The organism is Legionella gresilensis (genome assembly GCF_900639865.1).
GTDB classification, from domain to species: domain Bacteria; phylum Pseudomonadota; class Gammaproteobacteria; order Legionellales; family Legionellaceae; genus Legionella_C; species Legionella_C gresilensis.
In genome coordinates, this window is sequence record NZ_CAAAHX010000005.1 from 53,961 (window position 1) to 78,627 (window position 24,667).

Here is a 24,667-nt window from a genome sequence, read left to right on the forward strand (position 1 = left end):
CTCGTTCAAAGTAAGAAATATAATATCTCTTTTATGCCAAATTGACATTAATTAAGTTAAAAGACTAAACATTGTCCTACAACCGCTACCTAATTATGATCTAAGATTAATTAAGCACTTAATCGACGATATTTAATTCTCGCTGGTCGGTTAGCATCATCTCCTAGTCGTCTTTTTCTATCTACTTCATAATCACTGTAATTGCCTTCTATAAAGGTTACTTGCGAGTCACCTTCAAAAGCCATAAGATGAGTGCAAATTCGATCTAGGAACCATCTGTCGTGAGAAACGACAATAACACAGCCAGGGAAGTTTAATATAGCTTCTTCTAAGGAACGTAATGTTTCAACATCCAAATCATTACTTGGTTCGTCAAGTAAGATAACATTAGCACCGCGCCTTAACAATTTAGCTAAATGTACCCGGTTACGCTCACCACCTGATAACTGTGACATTTTCTTTTGTTGATCAGCCCCTTTAAAATTAAAACGACTTACATAAGCTCGAGATGGCATTTGAAATGAACCTACCTGAATAATATCTTGGCCATCTGATATTTCTTGCCAAACAGTTTTATTATCATCTAAATGATCACGTGTTTGATTAACATAAGCTAAATCAACAGTGTCGCCAATACGAATTTCTCCACTATCAGGCTTTTCCTGACCTGTTACCATTTTAAGAAAAGTTGATTTGCCGGCGCCATTTGGGCCAATAATTCCCAATACGCCACCCTTAGGTAGTTGAAAACTTAAATCTTCAATGAGTAAACGATCACTAAATGCCTTACGAACATGACTAGCTTCAATCACTAAATCACCTAAGCGTTCCCCTGGTGGAATATAGAGTTCATTAGTTTCATTTCGTTTTTGAAATTCTTTCGAATTCATTTCTTCAAAGCGGGCAAGGCGCGCTTTATTCTTAGCATGGCGACCTTTAGGTGATGTACGAACCCATTCTAATTCAGCTTTAATTGCACGTTGATGAGCAGCCTGTTGCTTTTCTTCCATAGCAAGTCGTGTTTCTTTTTGCTCAAGCCAAGAAGTATAATTACCTTTATAAGGAATTCCTTCACCTCTATCTAATTCAAGAATCCATTCTGCAGCATTATCAAGAAAGTATCGATCATGCGTTACAGCAACAACGGTACCGGGAAATTCTTCCAGATAGCGCTCAAGCCAAGCAACACTTTCAGCATCAAGATGGTTGGTAGGCTCGTCAAGTAATAACATATCTGGATTGGACAAAAGTAATCGGCAAAGTGCCACGCGTCGCAATTCCCCTCCGGATAAATGACTTATTTTAGCATCCCAATCAGGTAGACGCAGTGCATCAGCAGCAATATTAAGTCTGCGTTCTAAACCCCAACCACCACAAGCTTCAATATCAGTTTGTAACTGCCCTTGTTTTTCAAATAATGCAGTCATTTCTTCATCACTCATTGGTTCAGCGAAGCGCATACTAATTTCGTCAAATTCTCTTAATTTATTCTTTATGTCAGCAACGCCTTCTTCCACAACTTCACGAACAGTTTTAGTTGCATCTAATTTAGGTTCTTGAGCTAAGTAACCTATCTTAATACCTGGTTGTGGTCTTGCCTCACCATTAAATTGCTGATCAATACCTGCCATTATTTTTAATAAAGTCGATTTTCCTGAGCCGTTTAAACCTAAAACACCAATTTTTGCCCCGGGATAAAAACTTAAAGAAATATCTTTAAGAATTACTCGCTGATTATCTACTACCTTACTTACTCGATTCATTGTGTAAATATATTGCGACATGAATACTCCACTCTTTAAAGAAATTGGTGCAGAACATAAACCAAAGTATATTGCTATACAAGACCTATTGTGCACCTCGCGACTGATCAGTTAGAACAAGCATAAATTTTTTATATCTACTTAGAAAATACAACTGAGTAAGTAAATCTTTTAACCTCATCCTTACTGTCTTTTTAATAAATTTAAAAATGATGCTTGATAATGATCTATAGACTTCTTCAGAAACTGCTGGTGAGAAAACAAGGTCAGAAGAAGTCTAATAAGGATTAAGACCAATCTAGTATAACTTTACCAGATTGACCTGAAGCCATAATTTGGAAAGCATCTTGATAATCATCAACATGAAAACGGTGGGTAATAACAGGTGATATGTCTAAGCCACTTTGCAACATAGCAATCATTTTATACCATGTTTCAAACATTTCTCGACCATAAATACCTTTAACAGTTAACCCTTTAAATATAACTTGATTCCAATCAATAGGTGTTTCTTGAGGTGGAATACCTAACATGGCAATATGGCCACCATGATTCATTGCTTTAACCATATCGTTTAATGCCATAGGATTACCTGACATTTCAAGACCTACATCAAATCCCTCTAACATCCCTAATTCTTTTGCTACATCCGTAATTGACTGATACTTTATATTAATAGCCCGAGTCGCACCCATCTTACGAGCTAGTTCTAAGCGATGGTCATTGACATCAGTAATTACAACATGACGAGCACCAATATGTTTAACAATCGCAACAGCCATAATACCAATGGGACCTGCCCCAGTAATCAAAACATCTTCACCTACTACATCAAATGCTAGTGCACAGTGCGTAGCATTACCGAAGGGATCAAGAATAGAGGCTTGTTCATCAGTAATATTATCAGGAAGCGCCAACACATTCGTTGCAGGAAGCGCTAAATATTCGCCAAAGCAACCTGGGCGATTGACTCCTACCCCTTCTGTATTGCGACAAAGATGGCGCTTACCAGCACGACAATTTCTGCACATACCACAGGTAATATGACCTTCACCAGAAACACGCTGCCCTAGTTCTAACCCCTTTACTTCACGACCAAGCGCAACAATTTCACCATAAAATTCATGACCGACAGTCATAGGTACAGGAATAGTTGCCTGTGCCCAATCATCCCATGTATAAATATGGATATCAGTACCACAAATGGCAGTTTTATGAATTTTAATTAAAACATCATTTACGCCATACTCAGGAACCGGCACATCCTGCATCCAAATTCCAGGTTCACGTTTAGCTTTTACTAATGATTTCATGAGCCTCCTAAGTATTATCAAAATTTTTTTGGGGAATTTATAAATCGCTTGTTCTTTATTTTTATAACAAATGAGCGTTTATATCCTTTATTTAATTACATGAAGTAATTTTCCTACCTTGGAGAATGCTGCTAACGCTTGATCTAAATGATCTAATTCATGAGCTGCTGACATTTGAGTTCGAATACGCGCTTTTCCTTTAGGAACAACTGGATAAGAAAACCCAATGACGTAAACACCTTCATGTAATAAAAGCTCAGCCATCTTTGTTGCCAGGCTTGCATCACCAAGCATAACCGGAATAATTGGATGTTCGCCTGGCACTAAATCAAACCCAAGTTCAGTCATGCCTTTACGGAAATATTGACTATTACGTTTTAATTTTAATAGTAATTCATTAGAATTTTCTAATAAATCAAGAACAGCGATAGATGTCTCGGCAATGACAGGCGCTAGTGTATTAGAAAATAAATAGGGACGAGAACGCTGACGTAACCAATCAATCACAAGAGAAGGACCTGCTGTATAGCCACCTGATGCGCCGCCCAAAGCCTTTCCTAATGTACCTGTAATAATATCTACTCTGTCTGCAACACCACAATATTCTGGTGTACCTCGACCTGTTTCTCCCATAAATCCTACAGCATGCGAGTCATCGACCATAACCATGGCATCATATTTATCAGCTAATTCACAAATATCAGGTAAATTGGCAATGATACCGTCCATTGAGAACACACCATCAGTAGCAATTAAGCGAAAACGGGCATCTTTAGCAGCAATTAATTGAGCTTCTAAGTCACGCATGTCATTATTAGCATACCGAAAGCGAGCTGCTTTACATAACCGAACACCATCAATAATACTGGCATGATTTAAAGCATCACTAATGATAGCATCCTCAGCGCCTAATATTGTTTCAAATAAACCCGTATTAGCATCAAAACACGATGAGTAAAGAATAGCATCTTCTTTATTTAAGAAATGGCTTATCTTATTTTCTAGCTCTTTATGAGGTGTTTGAGTTCCACAAATAAATCGAACAGAGGCCATGCCATAGCCATATTTTTGCAATGCTTCCTGCCCTTTGTGAATCAAACTTAAATTATTGGCTAATCCTAAATAATTGTTAGCACATAAATTAATTACTATTTCATCTTGTACTTGGACTTTCGCTTGCTGTTGGCTAGTAATAACCCGTTCAGCCTTATATAAGCCTTCTTTTTTAAGTATATTTAACTCACCTTGCAAGTGGTCCAGAAATCGTTCTTGCATCGCTTGCTCCTAATTAGATCAAAAATTGGCGTAATGATAACAAATTTTACACAGCTGCACTATTAAATGATAAACGGTTTATAAATCTTTTATGAATCAATCGCACCTTTAATCAATTCTTGCTAAAATGGCCACAACCTTTTAACCTATCTAACTCCTGTAATGGTATTTCACAAATGATTAGTCAAAATGCACGTATTAATATGATTAAGCAGCAGCTTAGAACAGGTGATGTTCTTGATGAGAATATTTTAGCACTGTATGATAAATTTCCTCGCGATGAATTTGTTCCGAGAGCGATGCAGCAGTTTGCTTATTCTGATATGCAAATTCCTTTGGCCCATGAGCAACGGATGATGAGTCCTTTAGAAGAAGGAAAAATTTTACAGGCATTGCAGCTTAAAAAAGAGGAAACTGTGCTAGAAATTGGTACAGGAACGGGCTATTTTACAGCATTATTAAGTAATTTATGTAAGAACGTAATCAGTGTGGATTACTTTCAGGATTTTATAGATACGGCTGCTGTTAATTTAAAACATCATCAATGTAATAATATTGAGCTAATTAAGGGTGACGGTTATAACGGATGGCTTGATAAAGCGCCTTATGATGTCATTATTATGACTGGTGCTATTTCTACTATGACCGATACATTGCGTTTGCAAGTATTACCTGGTGGTAGAATTTTTGCCATTACTGGTAAAGAGCCGGTTATGCAAGCGATACTTTTTACTTTAGAATTAGATGGTATCTGGACTCAAGAGTTAATTTTTGAAACTTGTATTCCACCTTTGATTAACAGATTAAAGCCTAAAGAATTTATTTTCTAGGACGCATTCGCATGAAAAAAATGCTGTTTCTGCTATTTACTATCTGCTTTGCTGGTCAATCGCATGCAACAGACTTAATGGACATCTATCAACAAGCTTTAGAAAATGACCCCACCTTTAAAGAAGCTTATAGTAATTATATGTCCACAAGTGAATCTATACCCATTGCACGCTCAGCACTTTACCCACAACTTGGCGTAAATGCGCAAGTTAGCAGAAACGTTATAGAAACAAAAACAGCTAGTATTAACTTTGAACAAACTTATAATAGTAATCAATGGCAAATTAATGCTTCTCAAGCTGTATTTAATTTTCAAGCTTGGGCTCTAGTACAACAGGCCAAAGCAACTGTTAAAGCAGCCCAAGCAACTTTTAATGACGCAGCGCAAGATCTTATGTTACGTACTGCTAGAGCTTATTTTGATGTTTTACTGGCTAGAGATACATTAAGCTTTGCAGAGGCAAAAAGACGTGCTAATAGACGCCAACTAGAACAAGCGGAAGAGCGTTTTCGAGTAGGCTTAGATGCTATTACTTCTGTTTATGAAGCTCGTTCGGCTTATGATCAATCAGTTGCTCAAGTTATCACGGCACGCAATAATTTGGAAAATCAAAGTGAAAATTTACGTAAATTAACGAATCATATATATGCTTATCTTGTACCATTGAGAAATAGCCGCATTCCTCTTATTCGGCCTGAGCCCAATGATATTAATGAATGGGTCGACGTAGGCCTTAAACAAAATTATAATCTATATGCTGCTAAATACAGCTTACAAGCTGCAAGAGAAAATATCCGTGTTCAAGCTGCAAATGGTTGGCCTACTTTAGGGATTCAAGCTAATAGCTCGCAAACCCATAACGATGTACATGGGGGCGGGGGAGCCAGTTTTTTTGCCCCTTCAAAACAAACAAATTCTAGTATTGCCTTGGCACTGAACTTTCCGGTATTTCAAGGTGGGCTTGTTGTTGCACAAACAAGGCAAGCGCAGTTTGATTTTCAAGCAGCCAGTGAACGCTTAGAAAGAGTGTATCGTAATGTTGTTGTTAATAGTCGAATTGCTTTTAATACAATTATTGATGGAATTAGCAAGGTTCAAGCCGATAGACAAACAGTCATTTCTCAACAGAATACATTGCAAAGTACAGAAGCTCAGTTTCAAGTTGGGACACGTACTATGGTTGATGTGGTTAATGCTCAACAACGACTATTTGAGGCACAGCGCCAATTGGCCGAGGATCAATATAATTTAATTATTGCAACCTTAAATCTTAAGTATTTAGCAGGCACTTTAAATGTGAATGATTTAGAAGAAGTCAATTCATGGTTAGCCACTACGCGCGTTAGTCGATTTCCTCCACCATTACCTCGCAAAGGCAAACTGGAAAGCAAGCACACTGTCAAAAAAATTATACACGTGAAATTAAAAGGAACAAAGAAACAAAGGACAAAGAAACAAGGAACAAAGAAACTCAAAAGCTACATATGTCCTATAAATGACCTTTTATCTAATAATGCAAGTGCGCCATAAGGGATAGATTATCTCTTTAGTACAGCACTTATCTTGTTTAAAATCGGTAAGTTAATGCAATTTAAATCAAAACTATTTATAATCACTTTTCTTTTTACTTATCAAGAGAGCTTAACCCTGTTTTAGAAAGAACGCCCTAAGATAACTATTACTATAATTATTATTTATAATATATAGGTTTCAATTTATCTTTCCAAGGCAAATTTAGATCATCTACTTTGATAAAATCTAGCTAAAATTTTTCTAATCAGTACTCAATTAAAGTTTTTCATTAAGTTAGGTTGTTAATATGGTATTTAATCCAACAGCTGTGGAAAAAAAATTACTGCACTATACTGGCAAAGCTATTGCTGATTTTAATATGATTCAGCGAGGCGATCGAGTTATGGTTTGCCTGTCAGGTGGCAAAGATTCATTTACTTTATTAACATTACTACATTTATTAAAGCAACGCTCAAATCATAAATTTGAACTATTTTCTTTTACACTTGACCAGGCACAGCCCGGTTGGGATGATAGTAAAGTTCATGCCTGGCTTAAAGAGAAAAAAATTCCTTATGAAATTTTAACTCGTGATACTTATAGTATCGTTAAAGAAAAAATTCCTGAAGGCAAAACCTATTGTTCCTTATGCTCACGATTACGACGAGGCATTATTTACCGCTATGCTGAAGAAAATGGGTTTAACAAAATTGCTTTAGGTCACCATCGAGATGATTTAATCCGCACGTTAATGATGTCTATTCTTTATAATGGTGATATCCGGTCTATGCCTCCCAAATTGTTAAGTGATAACAAAAAACATATTGTTATTCGGCCTTTATGTTATGCACAAGAGCGCGATATCATTACTTATGCTAATGAACAAAACTACCCTATTATTCCTTGTACATTATGCGGCTCACAAGAAAATTTAGCACGCAAACGTATTGGTAAGTTAATTGATGAACTTGCAAAAGACAATCCTAAAATACCTAGTAATATTTTACATGCCTTACAAAGCGTTAAACCAAGTCAATTAATGGATCAATCATTATGGCAATTTAAAAATTTAGAAAGCCAGTTGTTAAATAAAAAAGAACTAGAAGAAAATCTCGTTTTTCTTGAAGAAGAACTTGAGACGTTAGAAATAGAATAATTGAAGGCAGGTTAGGCTAAGCATCGCGCAGCCTAATAGTGTAAATATTAAGGATCAAATCTATTCACAATTTGTTGGGCTGCACTTCGCTTAGCCCAACCTACCTATATCCCCTCTCGAGCATAACAAGCAGTGTAAACTAAGTCTTAGCACGTATTTTAACTTATTGTCTTATTTAAAAACGGTTGCTAAAAAAATTTACCTTTTCATTTTATCGATAAAGTTAAGAAATATTTCTCTCTTGTAAAGATTCACAAATTGATCAATTTAAGCTAGTATCCACAGTAGGGTAATTACTTGACAAAAAAACTATGAACGATGCTGTAATGACAACTTATCGTAAAGCAAAGATTTATCAACAAAGACATTTTAAATTTGATTTTGTTGCTGCAATTGTAGTTTTCCTAGTAGCTGTCCCCTTATGTTTAGGGATTGCACTTGCCTCAGGCGCTCCTCTTTTTTCGGGCATTGTAAGTGGTATCGTAGGAGGAGTTGTTGTAGGTTTACTTAGTGGCTCGCATGTAAGTGTAAGTGGCCCTGCAGCAGGCATGGCTGCAGTCGTTTTAACTGCAATCACACAGTTAGGTGATTTTCAAACCTTTCTTTTAGCTTTAGTGTTGGCAGGTCTTATTCAAGGCCTTATAGGTGCATTACGCGCAGGTTTTATTATTGAATACGTACCATCCAATGTGGTTCAAGGCCTCTTATGCGCTATTGGTATTTTGTTAATTATCAAGCAAATTCCATTAGCCTTTACCCTATCAAAAGATCTTAAAGAGCTACAAAGTCATCTATTAGAAACTACTGAAGGCCTTACTTTTAGCCCCCTATATGAGTTTTCACAGCATATAAATGAAGGGGCGGCCATTATTTCTTTAATTTCATTTGCTATTTTAATTTATTTTGAAAAAACTAAATTGAAATTTTTGCGTGGTATTCCAGCCCCTATTATTGTAGTTGTTGCAGGTATTTTAATTAATGAATTATTTCTCTTTACGGACTCAACCTTAGCTCAAAATAATCCTCATTTAGTAAATATACCTAAGAATGACGGATTTCTGGATTTTTTTAGCCAATTCCAGACTCCTAATTGGTTAGCTTGGAGCAACCCAAAAGTTTATTTATATGCCTTTATTATAGCGATTGTTGCCTCTTTAGAAAGCTTACTTAATGTTAAGGCTTCAGAGAAATTAGATAGAAAACGGCGAACAACGTCTAAGGATCAAGAATTACTTGCACAAGGCACCGGTAACTTTATTTCTGGTTTAATTGGTGGCTTGCCCATTACCTCGGTTATCGTACGCACATCGGTTAATATTCAAGCTGGCGCGAAGACTAAGATAGCTGCTGTTTTACATGGTTTTCTATTATTCTTTGCAGTACTTCTAATTCCAGGCTGGCTTAATAAAATTCCGTTATCTTCTCTTGCCGCAATTTTAATATTTACTGGATATAAATTAACTAAACCTGCAATTTATAAGTCCATTTACAATCAAGGTTTAGATCGATTTATCCCATTTATAGCAACCGTAATTAGTATTGTCGTTTTTAATTTACTTGCCGGGATTTTAATTGGTTTAGCTATTAGCTTATTTTATATTTTAAAGACTAATAGTCAGGCACGCTTAGATATCATTAAAGAAGTGTACCCAAATGGAATTACCAATAGACTTGTTCTGCCTCAACAGATAACTTTTTTAAACAAAGCTTCATTAGTTGCTGAACTTAACTCAATACCAGATGATTCTCAGCTGATTATTGATGCACGTTACGCACATTACATTGATAAAGAAATTATTGAGCTTATTAAAGAATTTCAACATGAACAGGCACCTGTTAAAAATATTTCTTTAAACTTAGTCGGTTTTAAAAACTATTATGATATCCATAATTATATCGATTTTATTACGGTAACTACCTATGATGTACAAGCAAACTTAACTCCTGTTGAAGTACTAACTATTTTAAAGGAAGGTAATCAGCGCTTTTTAAATGATACACGTATTCATCGAATTTCCAAACTTGATATTGAACATACGGCACAAAATCAACATCCTATGGCTGTTGTTTTAGGTTGTATCGATTCACGTGTCCCCGTTGAAACTATTTTTGATATGAGTTTCGGTGATTTATTTTGTATACGTGTGGCTGGTAATGTCGTCAATGAGGATGTTTTAGCAAGTATGGAATATGCCTGCCACGTTGTCGGTGCAAAACTAATCGTTATATTAGGACATACTCGTTGTGGCGCTATTCAAGCTGCTTGTGAGCATGTTGAGAAAGGACATATTACGCAGCTCTTAGCGAAAATTAAGCCTGCCATTAATGCTGAAGTAGAAACGACAGAAGATAGAACGGGCCAAAATAAAAAATTTATTGCTAATGTGACTGCCTTAAATATTGCTAACACTATGCATCAAGTCTATCAAGACAGCGAAATCCTTAAATTATTAATTGATCAAGAAAAAATTGCTATTGTAGGTGCAATTTATGATGTTGAAAGTGGGCGTGTTAGCTTTGATGATTACTCCAATTATATTACTCGTTTAGGAAAATCGAATGACAAAACATTAGTTCATAAGACTCGTCCTATTATTGAAAAAGCAAAGGAATTAAAAGCAACTAATTTAAAATAAAATGATTATCTCCTAAGCTTAAATACTATAGCTAACTACTGCAGTATTTAAGCTTAGCATTTGTAAAACCAGCTCTATGAAAATTAATGTTGAAATAGCTTTATCAACATATATTTTATTAATTAATTTTTTACTACCCTAACTTTTACAGCAAAGACAAGTTACAATCGAAAACTAAATTTTGCCTTTATTTTATGATGTATGTTAGTTAGAACTGAATATTGCGACCTGAGGCACTGTCTTTATCAAACTTATCAAGGCAATCTATATTTTCAGTTTCGTTACTATCATTATTTTGCTCTTTAAATTCTTTAATGTTCATACTAATCCGTTTTTTAGGACGAGGGTTAGGACTGTTAGCTTCATTAGATAAATTTTGGACATCCGATAATATCCCAATCTTTATTGGTGCTGGTGCATATTCGAAAGTTGCATTTGTGGATAATTTACAATATACATATTTATTACCCCTATCTGCAACATAACAATTCCAATCAGCGCTTAACATAAAATAATTTTTAACCTCTCCATCAAAAACAATATCATTTTTACTATCGAATTCAAGGATCTCTTCCATTTGACCAACAGGAAAATATAGACGAGCCCAAGGGTCATACACCATACAATTATTAAAAAGAAATGGCCAGGTTTGTTATCACAATATTGGATTTCTAAAGGAGGCACGTAATGAAAAGTAGCTAAAGCCATTTTTTTACAAAAATCCAAGGCTAATTTAAATCCTAAATAAGATTTATATTGGCAATTACCAGCACGCAATAAAAGCACTTCTTTCGCAGCTAAAATAATTTTTTCAAAATAACTTTTATTATTACCTAAAATTCGATCAACAGTCTTTTGTACACAGAAAACTAATGCTTCATGTTCTTTACCTTGAAAATTCTTTATATTGCACGAAATTATGGGATCAACGCCATTAATCTGTGGATCAATAGCCTTAATGATCTTCATAGCTAACCTTTCATCTACATTTAGGTTATAGCCTTTAACCTGTTCTGCAATATAGTTTTTTAATTTCGGAAAAGGGTGCATAACAAATAACCAATTTGTATATTTATTGGTTACACAAAAAATATATTAAGCCAATATTATATAGAAAGAAAAAATTAAATGATTTAAAGCAAGTACACAATTAAAAAGAGATTTATTGCGGTACTTAGTTATCAGCTAGATTATAAATTAAAATTTTAAAAAGAAATATCTTTAATCATAGCTTCAACCCAAACTTTAACTTTAGGCTGCATAAATCGTGCTGGATGATAAAAAATAAACACAGGGATGGTTGGCATTGGATAGTCCGTTAATACTTCTACTAACTCTCCTTTTTCTAGCGCGTTTTTAACCTGATAAGCATGTAAGGCAATAATACCTAATCCACGACACGCACAATCAACCATAGCTGTTGCATCATTTAAAAATAAACTTGGTTTTAAAAAAATTGTCTCGCCATTAGCAAAGGTCCAAGAGTCATTTGGAACTCGCATGCTATGGGTAATATAAGCATGCTTTGTTAAATCAGCTGGCTTTTTAAGCGCTGCTGCTTGTCTAAGGTAACTTTTTGCTGCACAAAAAACGTAACGGGTGGTGCCAATTTTCTTTTGGATAGAGTTAGAAGCAACTGCCATGGACATGCCAAAAACTACGTCTAAATCTTCAGCAGGTAAATGAGGTACTTGTTCAGCAATTTGTAAATCTAGAATTATGTTAGGGTACTTTTCCTTAAAGCCTACCATACGCGGTATTATTATATGCTCAGCAAAAAAACGAGCACTTTTAACCCGTATTAATCCTGAAGGCTCTGTTTTAAATTTAGTAACCATATTCGTTGCCCGCTCAAGTGAAATTAATACGCTTTGTACTTCTTGATAATACATTTCACCTAATGCAGTTAAAGTAACTTTACGAGTAGTTCGTTCAAACAAAGCAGCGCCTAATTCTTTCTCTAGTAAAGAAATTTGTTTACTTACCGCAGCAGCTGAAATATTTAAAGCCTTAGCTGCTAGGGTAAAATTGCAAGATTGCGCAACTTTACAGAATGTTTGAATTAAACCGAATGTATTCACTTTGTCTCTAGTTAATAGGTTCACTTTTATTTTACCGCGTCCTTAAAGAAGAATAAAAATGATAAATCGCAAATTAGAAATAATACATATATAATGAGCAATTTGATTGTAATTAGGAACTAATATGCGCACATCTCAATGGTTTTTAGCTACGCTACGAGAAACGCCCAGTGACGCTGAAATTATATCACATCAGCTTATGCTGCGAGCAGGAATGATTCGCAAGTTAGGATCAGGATTATACACTTGGCTACCGCTTGGGCTCAGAGTTTTACAAAAAGTAGAACAAATTGTTAGAGAAGAAATGAACCGCGCTAACGCCATTGAGGTGTTAATGCCAGCAATACAACCTGCTGAATTGTGGCAAGAAACTGGGCGCTGGGATACCTTTGGTGGGCAGCTGCTAACCATGAAAGATAACAGCGATAGAGATTACTGTTTTGGACCCACACATGAAGAAGTTATTACTGACTTAATGCGCAATGAGTTACGATCATATAAGCAATTACCTATTAATCTTTATCAAATTCAAACCAAATTCCGTGATGAAATTCGACCCCGTTTCGGTGTTATGCGTGCTAGAGAATTTATTATGAAAGATTCTTATTCTTTTCATTTAACCTCTGAGTCTTTACAAGAAACTTATGACGCAATGTATGCAACTTACTGCCGTATTTTTGATCGACTAGGTTTAAAATATCGAGCTGTAGAAGCAGATACTGGCGCTATTGGCGGATCTGCATCACATGAATTTCAGGTATTAGCTGATTCGGGTGAAGATATTATTTTCTATAGTGATGGCAGTAATTATGCCGCTAATATAGAGCAAGCAACAAGTTTAGCACCGTCCCCTGCTACAACGTCGCCAACTCAAGAAATAGAGCTTGTTGATACAACGGGTAAAAAAACCATTAAAGATGTCTCTGACTATCTAAATGTGACGCCTGATCAAACTGTTAAAACATTGATAGTAGAAGGCACCACTCATCCTCTAATTGCCTTAGTTTTACGTGGGGATGATGAACTAAATGAAATTAAAGCCAGTAAACATCCAATTATTAAATCACCTCTAACCTTTGCAGATGAAAAAATCATCGAATCAACTTTAGGCGCACCTGTTGGCTCTTTAGGCCCTGTTAATCTCTCTATTCCAGCTATTGTAGATTACAATGCGCTTGCGCTTACATCCTTTGTTTGTGGTGCAAATCAAGCTGATAAACATTTCATTAATGTAGCTTGGAATCGCGATGCCTCTTATCAGGTTGCTTATGACTTAAGACAGGTTAAAGAAGGCGATCCAAGTCCTGATGGCCAAGGTAAATTACATGCTTGCCGTGGTATCGAAGTAGGCCATGTTTTTCAATTGGGCGATAAATATGCTAAAGCGATGAATGCGGCTGTTCTTAATGAGGTAGGTGAATTACAGACATTATCAATGGGCTGTTATGGGCTTGGTATTAGCCGTGTGGTAGCCGCCGCAATTGAACAACATCATGATGCCCGTGGAATCATTTGGCCTGAGCCACTTGCTCCTTTTCAGGTAGTACTTATTCCTATTAATGGCCATCGTTCCCCTGCAGTAGCAGAAATGACTGAGAAGCTTTATCAGGAATTGATAAATTTAGGGGTTGAAACACTTTTAGATGATCGCAATGAGCGACCAGGTGTTTTATTTGCTGACTGCGATCTAATTGGTATACCCCACCGCCTTGTTATAAGTGAGCGCCATTTGCAACAGCAAGCTGTTGAGTATAAAGCGCGAAATAGAGAAGAAGTCGAAATGATAAATCTAGATAGCTTATCTAGTTTCTTTAAGCAAATAATTGGTAATTAAAAAATATATAATAATGCTTATGCTTTTAATTAAAATTAGAATCACATAAGCATTATAATCAATCTTATCAAGCAACTAAGGAATATTAACTGCCAAAAAATTTATAAAATTAACTAATTGAATAAAATTTTTTAATTTAGTCTAATAATTATCATTATATACTTAAGATTTCCCTAATAGTTTGATTCTATTATGGGCTAACCTTTGAAAAGTAATGTAAAAATATTATGCCTATTAATAGAATTATATTTAAAAATGCCGAGAACACTTGGGAAGAAAAAGAGCACGATTTTAATACTAGCAATTCAACTGCATCGCTTAATCCTATTTTAAAGAAGGATAGTGATAAAGATGAAATACCGATAGCTCTTATGGTCTCCTCTATAATAGTTTTTACTGCCATAGGTACTGCCCTCGGTAGTTTAATTTTTCCTGGCGTAGGGACTTTCCTTGGCGCAGGCTTGGGTGGTGTCTTTGGTGCACTCCTGCCTGCTTTTCTTAACCAATATAAAAAATTTATAGATAACGCTATTTAAAAGTTTATAAATTGGCCAATTAATAGAAATAAACAAAGGGAGACTATTTCTACTTCGTCGACTTTAGGCCTATCACATGAGACTAATAATACTATCTATGATTCATATCAAACCATGCATCAAGATGGGCTTTCCTTTTCAACCTCATCAAAAAAAACAGAAGAGATAGAATTATTACCCTTAAATTTTTCGCCAGTTATTTCTTCCAATTCTGATGGTATACAAGATAAAAGAGACTCATCATTACAAGAGACAGCTGAATCTATGAAATTAACCTAATAGAACTAAATTTAATTTAAAATTTATAAATTTCTAGAAGAGAATTAACGAAAAACGCTCATAGCAGCTATTGATAGATAAACTTCTATTTCTCGAGCAATGAGCTTATTATACTGACAAAACGCTAGTAAGTAATTGCCGAGTGTACTCTTGCTGAGGATTTGAGAAAACTACTTCACAAGGCCCCTGCTCAATAATTTTTCCTGCTTTCATAACCATCACATCATCAGCAAAATAAGATACTACGCCCATATTATGGGTAATAAATAAATAGGCTATTCCTAATTCAACTTGCAGCCGCTTTAATAAGTTTAATAATTGTGCTTGTACTGATACATCAAGCGCACTTGTAGGTTCATCGCAAACTAAAATTTCAGGTTCAATAGCTAACGCTCGTGCAATACAAATACGTTGCCGTTGCCCACCAGAAAATTGATGTGGATAACGTTCAAGGCTATTTTGAGGTAAATTCACATAATCTAGCAATTGTAATTGTCTACGTTTAATATCAGCTTTTTTTAAACCCTGTGCTACCATTCCTTCAGCTAAAATTTCATTTACAGTTAAACGTGGATTCATTGATGAATAAGGATCTTGAAAAATAATTTGTACCTTTTTGCGATAATTCTTTAGAGCACTGCTCTGCAAGTCTGACACTGATTGGCCACGGTAATTAATCTCACCATCTGTAATAGGTAATAAATGAAGTAATGCTCGACTCACGGTCGTTTTACCACAACCTGATTCGCCAACTAAAGCAAGCGTTTTACCTTTATATAACTTAAATGATAAATCATCGACTGCCTTAATCAGTTTTCTTTTTCGTTGCAAGAATCCCTTACCTAAATGGTAGTAGACTTTAAGGTTTTTTACTTCAAGTAATAATTCATGATTACTTTTATCTAAAAACTCTTCCTCGCTAACCTGGGGCAAAGGAGGTAACGCTTGTGTCTCTGGATAAAGGTGACACCGCACCAATTGGTTATTGATTGGTTGTAACATTGGCATTTGATGAGCACAAAGTGAAAATACATGAGCGCAGCGTGGATGAAAGCGGCAGCCTGTCGGTAAATCTTCCATGGTTGGCACACTACCAGTAATACTTGATAAAAACTGCTTCCTCTTTTGATAATGCGGTAAAGAAGCCAAAAGCTGCTGTGAATAAGGATGCTTAACTTGCTTAAAAAATTCAGCAACCACTGCCTCCTCAACGATTTGTCCAGCATACATAACACATACCCTATCTGCCATCGCCTTAACGACAGCTAAATCATGGGTAATGAGTAAAATACTCATATTAGTTTCCTGTTGCAATTTTTTCAGCAATGTTAAAATTTGCGTCTGTATAACGACATCTAATGCAGTAGTAGGTTCATCAGCGATAAGTATTTTTGGATTATTAGCTAAAGCCATAGCAATAACAATTCTTTGCTTTTGTCCGCCGGAAAGTTGATGAGGATATTGTTGTAAACGTAGCTCTGGTTCCGATATTTCTACTTTATGTAATAAGTCAATCATTTGCTGCTTAAGTTCATTAGCAGAAAGTTTTTGATGTTCTAGCAAAGCTTCTGCCAACTGTTCTTTAATAGGTAAAACAGGATTTAAAGCAGTCATTGGCTCTTGAAAAATGATAGCAATATCTTGCCCGCGTAAATGGCGCATCTGACGTTCTGAGATAGCAAGTATATCTTGCTTAGCAATAGTAATCGCGCTTTTCTCGCTATAAGCAGCATTATTAGGTAGAAGACGCATCATAGCTAATGCAGTTAACGATTTACCAGAACCTGATTCTCCTAAGAGTGCTAATGTTTCACCAGGTTTTAAAGCAAAGTTAATCTCATCAACTGTTATAATAATGCCTTGGTCCGTTTCAAAAGCTACTGTAAGCTCTGCGACGTTAGCTAGTTTGTCCATGATAATTTAATTTAACCTAAATTTATTCTCTATCTGCTCTAGATGACTCTTCGCTCTTTTCGCGATTAATGCTGCTAACTTTTGTAGGCAAATAACTTTAATTGACGTAGAACGCCAATACAAGGCAACGGTACGTACAGGTGCAGGTTTAGCAAATGGAATAATAGATAAAGAATGATGAGATGTTTGCATCTGCGTTGCTAAGGCTGGTATTAATGTAACACCAGCTCCTGCCTGGACCATAAGTCGTAAGGTTTCCAAGCTTGTTGCTGTAAAATCTATTTTTGTTTCTGCTTGAGCTGTTTGACATAACGCCATTGCTTGCTCTCTTAAACAATGACCTTCAGCCAATAAAAGCACAGACTGCCCTTTTAATTCTTCTAATTGAATGGATGAACGTTGATATAAAGGTGATAAAGCAGAACAGATAAAGTAAAAAGGCTCATCAAACAAATTATGTTGCACTAAATCACTTTGCACAGGTGTCGCCATTAAGGCGGCGTCTAATTGCCCCTGACTAAGCATCGTTGTTAATACATCTGTTTTTTCTTCAACTAACCAAATACGCAGTTTAGGAAATTTTTTTTGAATATGAGGCATCACTAATGGCAAAAGATAAGGCGCTAAGGTTGGTATTACACCTAAGCGAATTTCACCAGAAAGAGGATCAGAACTCACTTGAGCTAATTCTTTCATTTCTGCAACTTGCTGTAAAATTGCTTGCGCATGTTTGACAAGGATTTGCCCTTGCTCTGTTAACATCACTTGCTTATTGTTGCGTTCAAATAAAATTAGATTTAACTCTTCTTCTAATTTTTTAATCTGCATACTAAGGGTTGGCTGACTAACAAAACACAATTTAGCAGCCTCGCCAAAATGTTTTACCCTCGCTAAGACGACGAAATAGTGTAGATCACGTAAGTTCATCCATTACCTTTTTCTTTAGCGCTAATCGCCTGTTCAATAATATGTTCATTAATATCATTATAATGAATAGCACAAAATCCCGGCATTGTCGTATCAGTTAAACCCATAACGAGTTGCTGATTTTCATTAATTTTATCAAGCAAATTCTCAAATGTAAGTTTTACTTTGGGTGATGAAATTTGTATATCCCAACTATTTCCTTTCCCTTCTGTCATGATAAATTGAGATATTGCCACAGGCATACCTTGTTCATTACGCCAGCCAGAAATAGAGCCATGGCTTGCATCTGATTCTTGCAAGCTTACTGAATACAATCCACTACCGTTATTAAAATCACATAAAATAGACTTTACTAAGTGCCTGAATGGCTGCGGTTTATTAACCCAAATTTGTTTAAACCAAGCCTTTTTAGCTGTAACAAATTGCTCTTTATTATCATTAGATAAAATATGACCATTTAAACGGCCAGTTTGATTAATAAAAAACTCTATACCTATTCTTAATTCCTGCTGCTTAGGAAGAGCTTGTGTTGAGCCTAACATATCAACTTTAAAATTAAATCCCTTTTTCTTTTTATTTTTTGCACCAAAAACCCAGCTATTATTGATTGGATTAAAGCGCAAAAATAGATTCCCGACTTGCCAATGAGTAAGCTCAGGATTATCAATTAAGGTATTACTTTGCTCATAGACTACAATTTGTTTTGACTGCGCATCTATAACCGTAGCTAAACCATGAAAATTATTATAGTTACGCTCGATTTCAAAAAAATAGATATATCGTTCACCACTTTCATTAGCGGCTATTCCTGAAAAAGTCCAGTTTGCTTGCGGTACATGTAAAGATGAAATTTTTTGTAAGATTGTAGGTTCGGCACTCTCAGCAGACTCTACTATTTCAGCACGCGCAAAAGAATGATTAAGTAGTAACCCGAAAAAAAATAAAAAAGTATAAGTTTGAATTCGTTTCATGTTGGCAATAACCTGTTAACTTGGTCATGTGACCAGAAAGCATCCCAAAAAGTATTACTTAATTTAGCCTCTACTGGTAAAAAGTACCAATCATGACTTGCAAAGGGCTGACATTTTACTGCATCTTTTTCTGTCATAATGACAATATCTTCTAAACTATTTAACTCTCTTTTAGAAAATCTATGATGATCTGGAAAAGGATAGCCTTTAAACTTGATACCCATGTTAGCGAGCGTGTTATAAAATCGTTGCGGGTTTCCAATTGCAGCTACTGCAGCAATTGAGCCGCCTAATTCTTCAACCTTAACTGCCTTACCAGTTACTAAATTAACTAACTCTCCGGGTTGCATGATCATCTGATAAGCATCAGTCCAGCTGCCTTCATTAACAATTAAAAAATCAGCCTTATCTAAACGCTTGGGATGCTCACGCAAAGGACCTGCAGGTAAACATAAACCATTACCAAGGCCACGAGTACCATCAATAACTATAATTTCCATATGACGTGCCATCTTATAATGCTGCAATCCGTCATCACTAATAATGATTTGACTTTGATGATGCGTAATTAAATAACGTACTGCCTCACTACGATTAGGCGCTATCACAACTGGACAACCCGTCTTTTTAGCTATAAGCAGAGGTTCATCCCCCACTAAATTTGCTTGATCAGTAAGCTGTACTCTATAGGGAAATTTTTTTATTGTTGCACCATAGCCACGACTGACAACACCTACTTTTAAACCTTTATCTTTTAAAGCTTGAGTTAAGGCGATAACTAAAGGTGTCTTACCAACGCCACCTACCGTTAAATTACCTACTACAATAATTGGGACGGAAGAATGTTGTTGTTTAAAAGATTGTAAATAGGCTCGACGCCAATCTGTGATTTTTTGATAACAGTAAGACAAAGGCCAAAGCAGCCAGCGGCCGGGATGCTGGCTATACCATAAATTCTCTAAACTACGTTGCATCAACCACAATTTCCTTTTTTATTTCGGTTAATAAACTCTGAGTTCGATAAAGCTGAGCATAATGACCATTTTTCGCAACTAATTGCTGGTGTCTACCTTGCTCAACAATACGTCCTTGATTCATAACAACAATTGTATGTGCATTTTTTACTGTTGATAAGCGATGAGCGATAACCAAAGTTGTTCTATTTTGCATGACTTCTTGTAAAGCTGACTGAATATAATGCTCTGATTCACTATCGAGAGCAGACGTTGCCTCATCAAGTATTAGAATAGGCGCATTTTTTAAAATGGCCCGCGCAATAGCTATTCGCTGCCTTTGCCCGCCTGAAAGTAAAATACCATTTTCACCAATTTTTGTATCATAACCTTCCGGCAAACGCGCAATAAATTCATCAGCATAAGCAAGCTTAGCGGCCGCTATAATCTCTGCTCGACTTACATCAAAACGTCCATAGGCAATATTATTAGCTAAAGTATCATTAAATAAGGTAACGTGCTGACTGACTAAAGCAATCTGCTGCCTTAAGCTAGTTAAGGAAATCTCGTTAATAGGAATATTATCTAAAAGAATTTGACCTTCATGTAATTCATAAAAACGTGGCAGCAAACTTGCAATTGTCGTTTTACCACTACCTGAGTGCCCTACTAAGGCTACTGTTTCGCCTGGCTTTATAGAGAAACTAACGTTATGTAAAATAGGTAATCCCTCTCGATATGCATAAGTTACATTGTTAAATTCAATAGCGCCTTTTATACGCTTATCAAGTTGTTTACCTCTATTTTCTTCAATAGGACTATCGAGTAAAGTAAACACACTTTCTGCGCCAGCTAGTCCCTTTTGAATTGTAGCATTTAGCGTTGTAAGCGTTTTAATAGGTTTAATCAACTGCAACATAGCAGCAATAATGGCTAAAAAAGAGCCTGCTGTAATTGGCATCACTGTCGTTAGCTTAATTGCAGCAAAAATAATTAAGGCAATACCTAAAGCAATAATAAATTGTACACCAGTTACATTGATGCCTTTACTTATGGCAACCTTCATATCATTAATTCTTGAGGTCTCCGTTGCTTGATTAAATTTTTGAATTTCATAATTTTCGCCACCAAAAATACGAACAACTCGGTATCCTTCAATCGCTTCAGCGGCAATCTCAGTGACTTCTCCCATTGTTTTTTGTACTTTATGGCTAATACGTCTTACTCGTTTATTAGTAAAATTAACTAAAATACCTACAAAGGGAATGGTTAATAGAAACATTAATGATAATTGCCAACTAATAACCATCATGACGGTTAATAGACCAATTACTAGGCATGTATTTTGAACAAAATCAGTTAATGCATCTGCACTCACCTGTGCTACTTGCTCAACATCATAAAGAATTTTAGATAATAATTGGCCTGAAGTTGCTTGATCATAATAACTAGACGGTAATTTAATGATATGAGCAAAAACTTGTTGTCTTAATATTTTAACAACAGATCGAGCGACCCAGGTCATACAATAGCTACCCAGAAAGCTTACTAAGCCACGAAAGGTGATTCCTATTAAAACAATAAAGGGAATTTTTTTAACAAACTCCAAATCAATATTTATAAAACTTTTATCTAAAAAAGGCCGCATCATATAGGTAAATGATGCGTCAATTAAAGAATAGATAATATTGGCGAAAATTCCTAACAGTAAAATCAACCAGAAAGGTTTAACATAACGAAGCAACCGCCAATAAAGAAAACGTGTTTTACTCGACAATGTTTGAGTCATTTGAAATTAACTATGCGGAAAAGTGAAATTGTAGCCGTAAAACTTTCTGAGTGCCAAGTTTATTGGCAAAGATAATTAGATAACATGCTTATAATGCCTATCTAGCCTATCTTGTTATGCCAACGTGACTGGTTATAACAGGGTTTATATCATGCTATGGGACTTTTAGGTATGCAGCCCCCTTTACCCAGCCTACGTCCTGCGGCTTGTCCGCAAGATCCAGTGATATAGCTAATTCCTAGATTCCGCGAACAAGTCGCGGAACGTAGGCATAGAGCAAGTATAGCAACTAGCTTGAATATTTAATTCAAGACAATTGTTACGCTACTAAATAAATATAACAGATTGAATAATTGTAAGAAGAAAAACAGTAAATAGCGCAATCGATTAATAAAACACTTTCGACTGCGCTATTTATTAGCCTAAGTTAAGGGGTTTGAATTTTATTTTTAATATAAACACCTGCTGGCTTTAAGCGATCATCAGTCCAGACATTTCTGTCGCAAGTGCCAGTTACCCAAATAGCACCTGAACGAAAATCGTCGGAGTGATTCCAATTTGCCCAGCTTATTTTTTTAGCTGCCATAAGCTGCATGTATCTATCTGACATAGCAAAATCGTTTTCGCCATCGCCACTAAATGTTTGCGTACCAAATTCGGTAACAAAGATTGGTAAAACATTAGAAGCACTATCTAATGCATTTAAATAATTGTCCCTATGTGAGGCAGCATAGAAGTGGAAAGCATACATGATATTGGGGAAATTCACTGGATTACTTACAATTTCTTGATAGCTGCTGCCATCAGAAACCCCCAAAGAGCTCCATCCACGTGTGCCAACGATAATAGGTGCTTTAGAATCAATTGCTCTAATCACAGGAATTATTTGATTAGCATAATTTCTGATCGTAGCCCAACTAACACCATTAGGTTCATTCGCTATTTCATACAGAATATTGTTTTTACCTTTATGCACGGTAGCAATATCTGTAAAGAATTTCTTAGCACGCTCTAAATTATAGTTAGGATCGCCAGGATTTAAGATATGCCAATCAACAATAACATAGACACCACGAGCAGTTATTTGATCAATTAAACTACTAACTTGTTGCGTAAATTGCGCAGGGTTAGTTTCATAGCCACCTTCTTGTACATAAAGAGCAATACGAATTACATTAGATTTAAAGCCATTAACTAAAACATCTAAAGCAGCAGGCGTCATACATTGACTAAACCACTGTAAGCCATGTGAACTCATACCTTTTAATTGAATGGCATCGCCATGCTCATTACATAACTTAGTACCACATACCGTTAATTGGCCATTGACTGCAACAGGTGTTCCAGTACCTTGTTGAGTTAAAGTAATCGCCACAGTTGCATTAGGTGTTGCTGTAAGAGGTTGTGGCGTAAATTTAATAGAATAACCACTTACAGGTGCTGCTGATAACGTATAAATCACCCCATCTGTTAACATTACCGTTTTTGAACCACTACCATTCGTTAAACTAATAGTTGTCGTTACCGGTGCGGTATTGTTATTTGGCGTTAACGTGACTTGTAATGAATTCAAAGTAGTTGGTGCACCAGTCACATTTAAAGTCACTGAATCTTGCGCTACCTGTACACATTTATAAGTCAAGTTAGTAGTAGGTGCTGTAGAAGCTGCAGTTAAACTTGCTGGATTAAAGGTAGGTGTACAGTTATAACCGTTGTAGCTAATTGTATCCGTTGAAAACGTATATACACTACCTGCTTTTAATTGGCTTACTGTGGTTGTAGTATTCCAAGCTACCGTTTGAGCTACTGAACTACCTGATTGATTTTCCCGAATTAATACCACTGGTCTAGTTGTATAACCTGTTAACTCAGTAGGTAGATTTTGCACATTAATTGCTATTTTACCTGTCTGTTGCGTTAAGCTATAGGTTATAGTAGAAGAGGCTTGTTGATTCGCATTAATAGTGACGGAACTTGGCACCGCACTACCCTGATAAGTACCACCAGCACTATCAGTTACAGCTTGAGGTGATATAGTATAGGCACCTGGCGCTAAGTTAGGCACTGTTACAGTTGTATTCCAAGGTAACTGAACCTCACTAATTTTCTGACCATTCATCGTCAGATGAACTAAGGCATAGGTCTGCGTAACATTACTTGGCTTTGTCGTTGCATTTCTTAATTGGAGACTACCTGTCTCACTCGGCGTTCCACCAACATAAACATTAACTGTACCATCGATATGAGTATCCGCGCTCACACCATATTTAATTTGAATTGATCGACCTACTGGCAAACTAGTACTTGTACCAGGATAACCTTTAAAATGCATATTAAGAGTTGCTAAATAAGTCCCATCTGCTTGCGGTTGTGAACTAATATTTAGTGGTGCATCAGGATAAGGTAGTGGTGCGAAATCACCCCAGAACGTCGTATTTAGAGGTGCTTTATTGGTAAATGTTACACTCGTATTTTCAAAATCAACCGGTGTACTGCAATTATTGGTTAATTTTAGTGTCACGTTTTTCCAATACTGATCACCCGTTACCACAAATTGGGAACTGATACAGGTAGTCGGTTGAGGAGCAACCGTTGGTACATCTTTAGGTGGAGACGCTGAAGCAAGTATGCTTTGAGTTAATAAAATTAGCGAGCCTAAGCCGCGCAGAAGATATCTCATAATCATTTTCCTTATGAATTGAGTTAAAAAAATGCGTACTAATTTAGAAAAATATAAATTTATAAAAACTACTTTCCGATATTCAAAATAGACTAAAAATAAATTAAATCAAACTATAATTTTCATTAGTAGTCATTTTTTATCATGCTATAACCTGATAAAAATGAAAATATTGTATTCTTTTTTTCCATAAACATGACTTTATTTTAACCACAT

The 24,667-nt window shown here is 35.9% G+C and carries 19 protein-coding genes; 7 read left to right on the forward strand and 12 right to left on the reverse strand.

Annotated features, from left to right (window positions below):
* Nucleotides 1-110 precede the first annotated feature (110 nt).
* The 3 genes from ettA to E1P04_RS07260 all read right to left on the reverse strand — a co-directional run bounded on the left by ettA (nt 111) and on the right by E1P04_RS07260 (nt 4,351).
* The gene (ettA, locus tag E1P04_RS07250; RefSeq protein WP_131782260.1) at nt 111-1,784 is read right to left on the reverse strand and encodes an energy-dependent translational throttle protein EttA; all 1,674 of its coding nucleotides are present in this window, start codon (nt 1,782-1,784) and stop codon (nt 111-113) included.
* A gap of 266 nt (nt 1,785-2,050) precedes the next feature.
* Nucleotides 2,051-3,076 (reverse strand): L-threonine 3-dehydrogenase, encoded by a 1,026-nt coding sequence (gene tdh / locus E1P04_RS07255; RefSeq protein ID WP_115331779.1) that lies wholly within the window; start codon nt 3,074-3,076, stop codon nt 2,051-2,053.
* Between the two features lie 87 nt (nt 3,077-3,163).
* On the reverse strand, nt 3,164-4,351 hold the full coding sequence (locus tag E1P04_RS07260) for a glycine C-acetyltransferase (RefSeq protein WP_131782261.1): 1,188 nt from the start codon (nt 4,349-4,351) through the stop codon (nt 3,164-3,166).
* 176 nt (nt 4,352-4,527) lie between these two features.
* Between E1P04_RS07260 and E1P04_RS07265 the strand changes: the two genes are divergently transcribed.
* From E1P04_RS07265 to E1P04_RS07280, 4 genes are all read left to right on the forward strand, one after another.
* Complete coding sequence (locus E1P04_RS07265; RefSeq protein ID WP_131782262.1) at nt 4,528-5,181, forward strand: protein-L-isoaspartate O-methyltransferase family protein; 654 nt, start codon at nt 4,528-4,530, stop codon at nt 5,179-5,181.
* A gap of 11 nt (nt 5,182-5,192) precedes the next feature.
* Nucleotides 5,193-6,713, forward strand: a complete 1,521-nt coding sequence (locus E1P04_RS07270; protein ID WP_131782263.1) for a TolC family outer membrane protein — start codon at nt 5,193-5,195, stop codon at nt 6,711-6,713.
* Between the two features lie 289 nt (nt 6,714-7,002).
* Nucleotides 7,003-7,851, forward strand: a complete 849-nt coding sequence (ttcA, locus tag E1P04_RS07275) for a tRNA 2-thiocytidine(32) synthetase TtcA (RefSeq protein WP_131782264.1) — start codon at nt 7,003-7,005, stop codon at nt 7,849-7,851.
* 326 nt (nt 7,852-8,177) lie between these two features.
* Nucleotides 8,178-10,487 carry a bifunctional SulP family inorganic anion transporter/carbonic anhydrase gene (locus tag E1P04_RS07280; protein WP_242604407.1) on the forward strand — a complete coding sequence of 770 codons (2,310 nt, stop codon included), beginning with the start codon at nt 8,178-8,180 and terminating at the stop codon, nt 10,485-10,487.
* A 208-nt stretch (nt 10,488-10,695) separates the two neighbouring features.
* Here the strand turns inward: E1P04_RS07280 and E1P04_RS07285 are convergent, their stop codons facing one another.
* The 3 genes from E1P04_RS07285 to E1P04_RS07295 form a co-directional block, all read right to left on the reverse strand.
* Complete coding sequence (locus E1P04_RS07285) at nt 10,696-10,995, reverse strand: hypothetical protein (protein WP_165482700.1); 300 nt, start codon at nt 10,993-10,995, stop codon at nt 10,696-10,698.
* Nucleotides 10,989-11,537, reverse strand: a complete 549-nt coding sequence (locus tag E1P04_RS07290) for a hypothetical protein (RefSeq protein WP_131782267.1) — start codon at nt 11,535-11,537, stop codon at nt 10,989-10,991. The genes E1P04_RS07285 and E1P04_RS07290 overlap by 7 nt, the downstream gene beginning before the upstream one ends.
* Before the next feature lie 155 nt (nt 11,538-11,692).
* On the reverse strand, nt 11,693-12,568 hold the full coding sequence (locus E1P04_RS07295; protein ID WP_131782268.1) for a LysR family transcriptional regulator: 876 nt from the start codon (nt 12,566-12,568) through the stop codon (nt 11,693-11,695).
* Between the two features lie 124 nt (nt 12,569-12,692).
* Here E1P04_RS07295 and E1P04_RS07300 point away from each other — a divergent pair, with 124 nt between their 5' ends.
* The 3 genes from E1P04_RS07300 (at nt 12,693) to E1P04_RS17595 (ending at nt 15,217) form a co-directional block, all read left to right on the forward strand.
* Nucleotides 12,693-14,402, forward strand: coding sequence for a proline--tRNA ligase (locus E1P04_RS07300; protein ID WP_131782269.1), 1,710 nt, complete (start codon nt 12,693-12,695; stop codon nt 14,400-14,402).
* Nucleotides 14,403-14,629: 227 nt separating this feature from the next.
* The gene (locus E1P04_RS07305; protein ID WP_131782270.1) at nt 14,630-14,938 is read left to right on the forward strand and encodes a hypothetical protein; all 309 of its coding nucleotides are present in this window, start codon (nt 14,630-14,632) and stop codon (nt 14,936-14,938) included.
* Between the two features lie 114 nt (nt 14,939-15,052).
* On the forward strand, nt 15,053-15,217 hold the full coding sequence (locus tag E1P04_RS17595; protein ID WP_165482701.1) for a hypothetical protein: 165 nt from the start codon (nt 15,053-15,055) through the stop codon (nt 15,215-15,217).
* Between the two features lie 108 nt (nt 15,218-15,325).
* Here E1P04_RS17595 and E1P04_RS07310 read toward each other — a convergent pair whose 3' ends face one another.
* The 6 genes from E1P04_RS07310 to E1P04_RS17865 all read right to left on the reverse strand — a co-directional run bounded on the left by E1P04_RS07310 (nt 15,326) and on the right by E1P04_RS17865 (nt 24,451).
* Entirely contained in the window at nt 15,326-17,131 is a 1,806-nt protein-coding gene (locus E1P04_RS07310) for an ABC transporter ATP-binding protein (RefSeq protein WP_131782271.1), read from the reverse strand.
* A gap of 6 nt (nt 17,132-17,137) precedes the next feature.
* Complete coding sequence (locus E1P04_RS07315; RefSeq protein ID WP_131782272.1) at nt 17,138-18,058, reverse strand: LysR substrate-binding domain-containing protein; 921 nt, start codon at nt 18,056-18,058, stop codon at nt 17,138-17,140.
* Entirely contained in the window at nt 18,055-19,029 is a 975-nt protein-coding gene (locus E1P04_RS07320; RefSeq protein WP_131782273.1) for a hypothetical protein, read from the reverse strand. The genes E1P04_RS07315 and E1P04_RS07320 overlap by 4 nt, the downstream gene beginning before the upstream one ends.
* Nucleotides 19,026-20,003: a tetraacyldisaccharide 4'-kinase gene (gene lpxK / locus E1P04_RS07325; RefSeq protein ID WP_131782274.1), complete on the reverse strand. Its 978-nt coding sequence runs from the start codon at nt 20,001-20,003 to the stop codon at nt 19,026-19,028. Before lpxK ends, E1P04_RS07320 begins: the two co-directional genes overlap by 4 nt.
* Complete coding sequence (msbA, locus tag E1P04_RS07330; protein WP_131782275.1) at nt 19,993-21,771, reverse strand: lipid A export permease/ATP-binding protein MsbA; 1,779 nt, start codon at nt 21,769-21,771, stop codon at nt 19,993-19,995. Before msbA ends, lpxK begins: the two co-directional genes overlap by 11 nt.
* A 427-nt stretch (nt 21,772-22,198) precedes the next feature.
* Complete coding sequence (locus E1P04_RS17865) at nt 22,199-24,451, reverse strand: cellulase family glycosylhydrolase (RefSeq protein ID WP_207385997.1); 2,253 nt, start codon at nt 24,449-24,451, stop codon at nt 22,199-22,201.
* Nucleotides 24,452-24,667 lie beyond the last annotated feature (216 nt).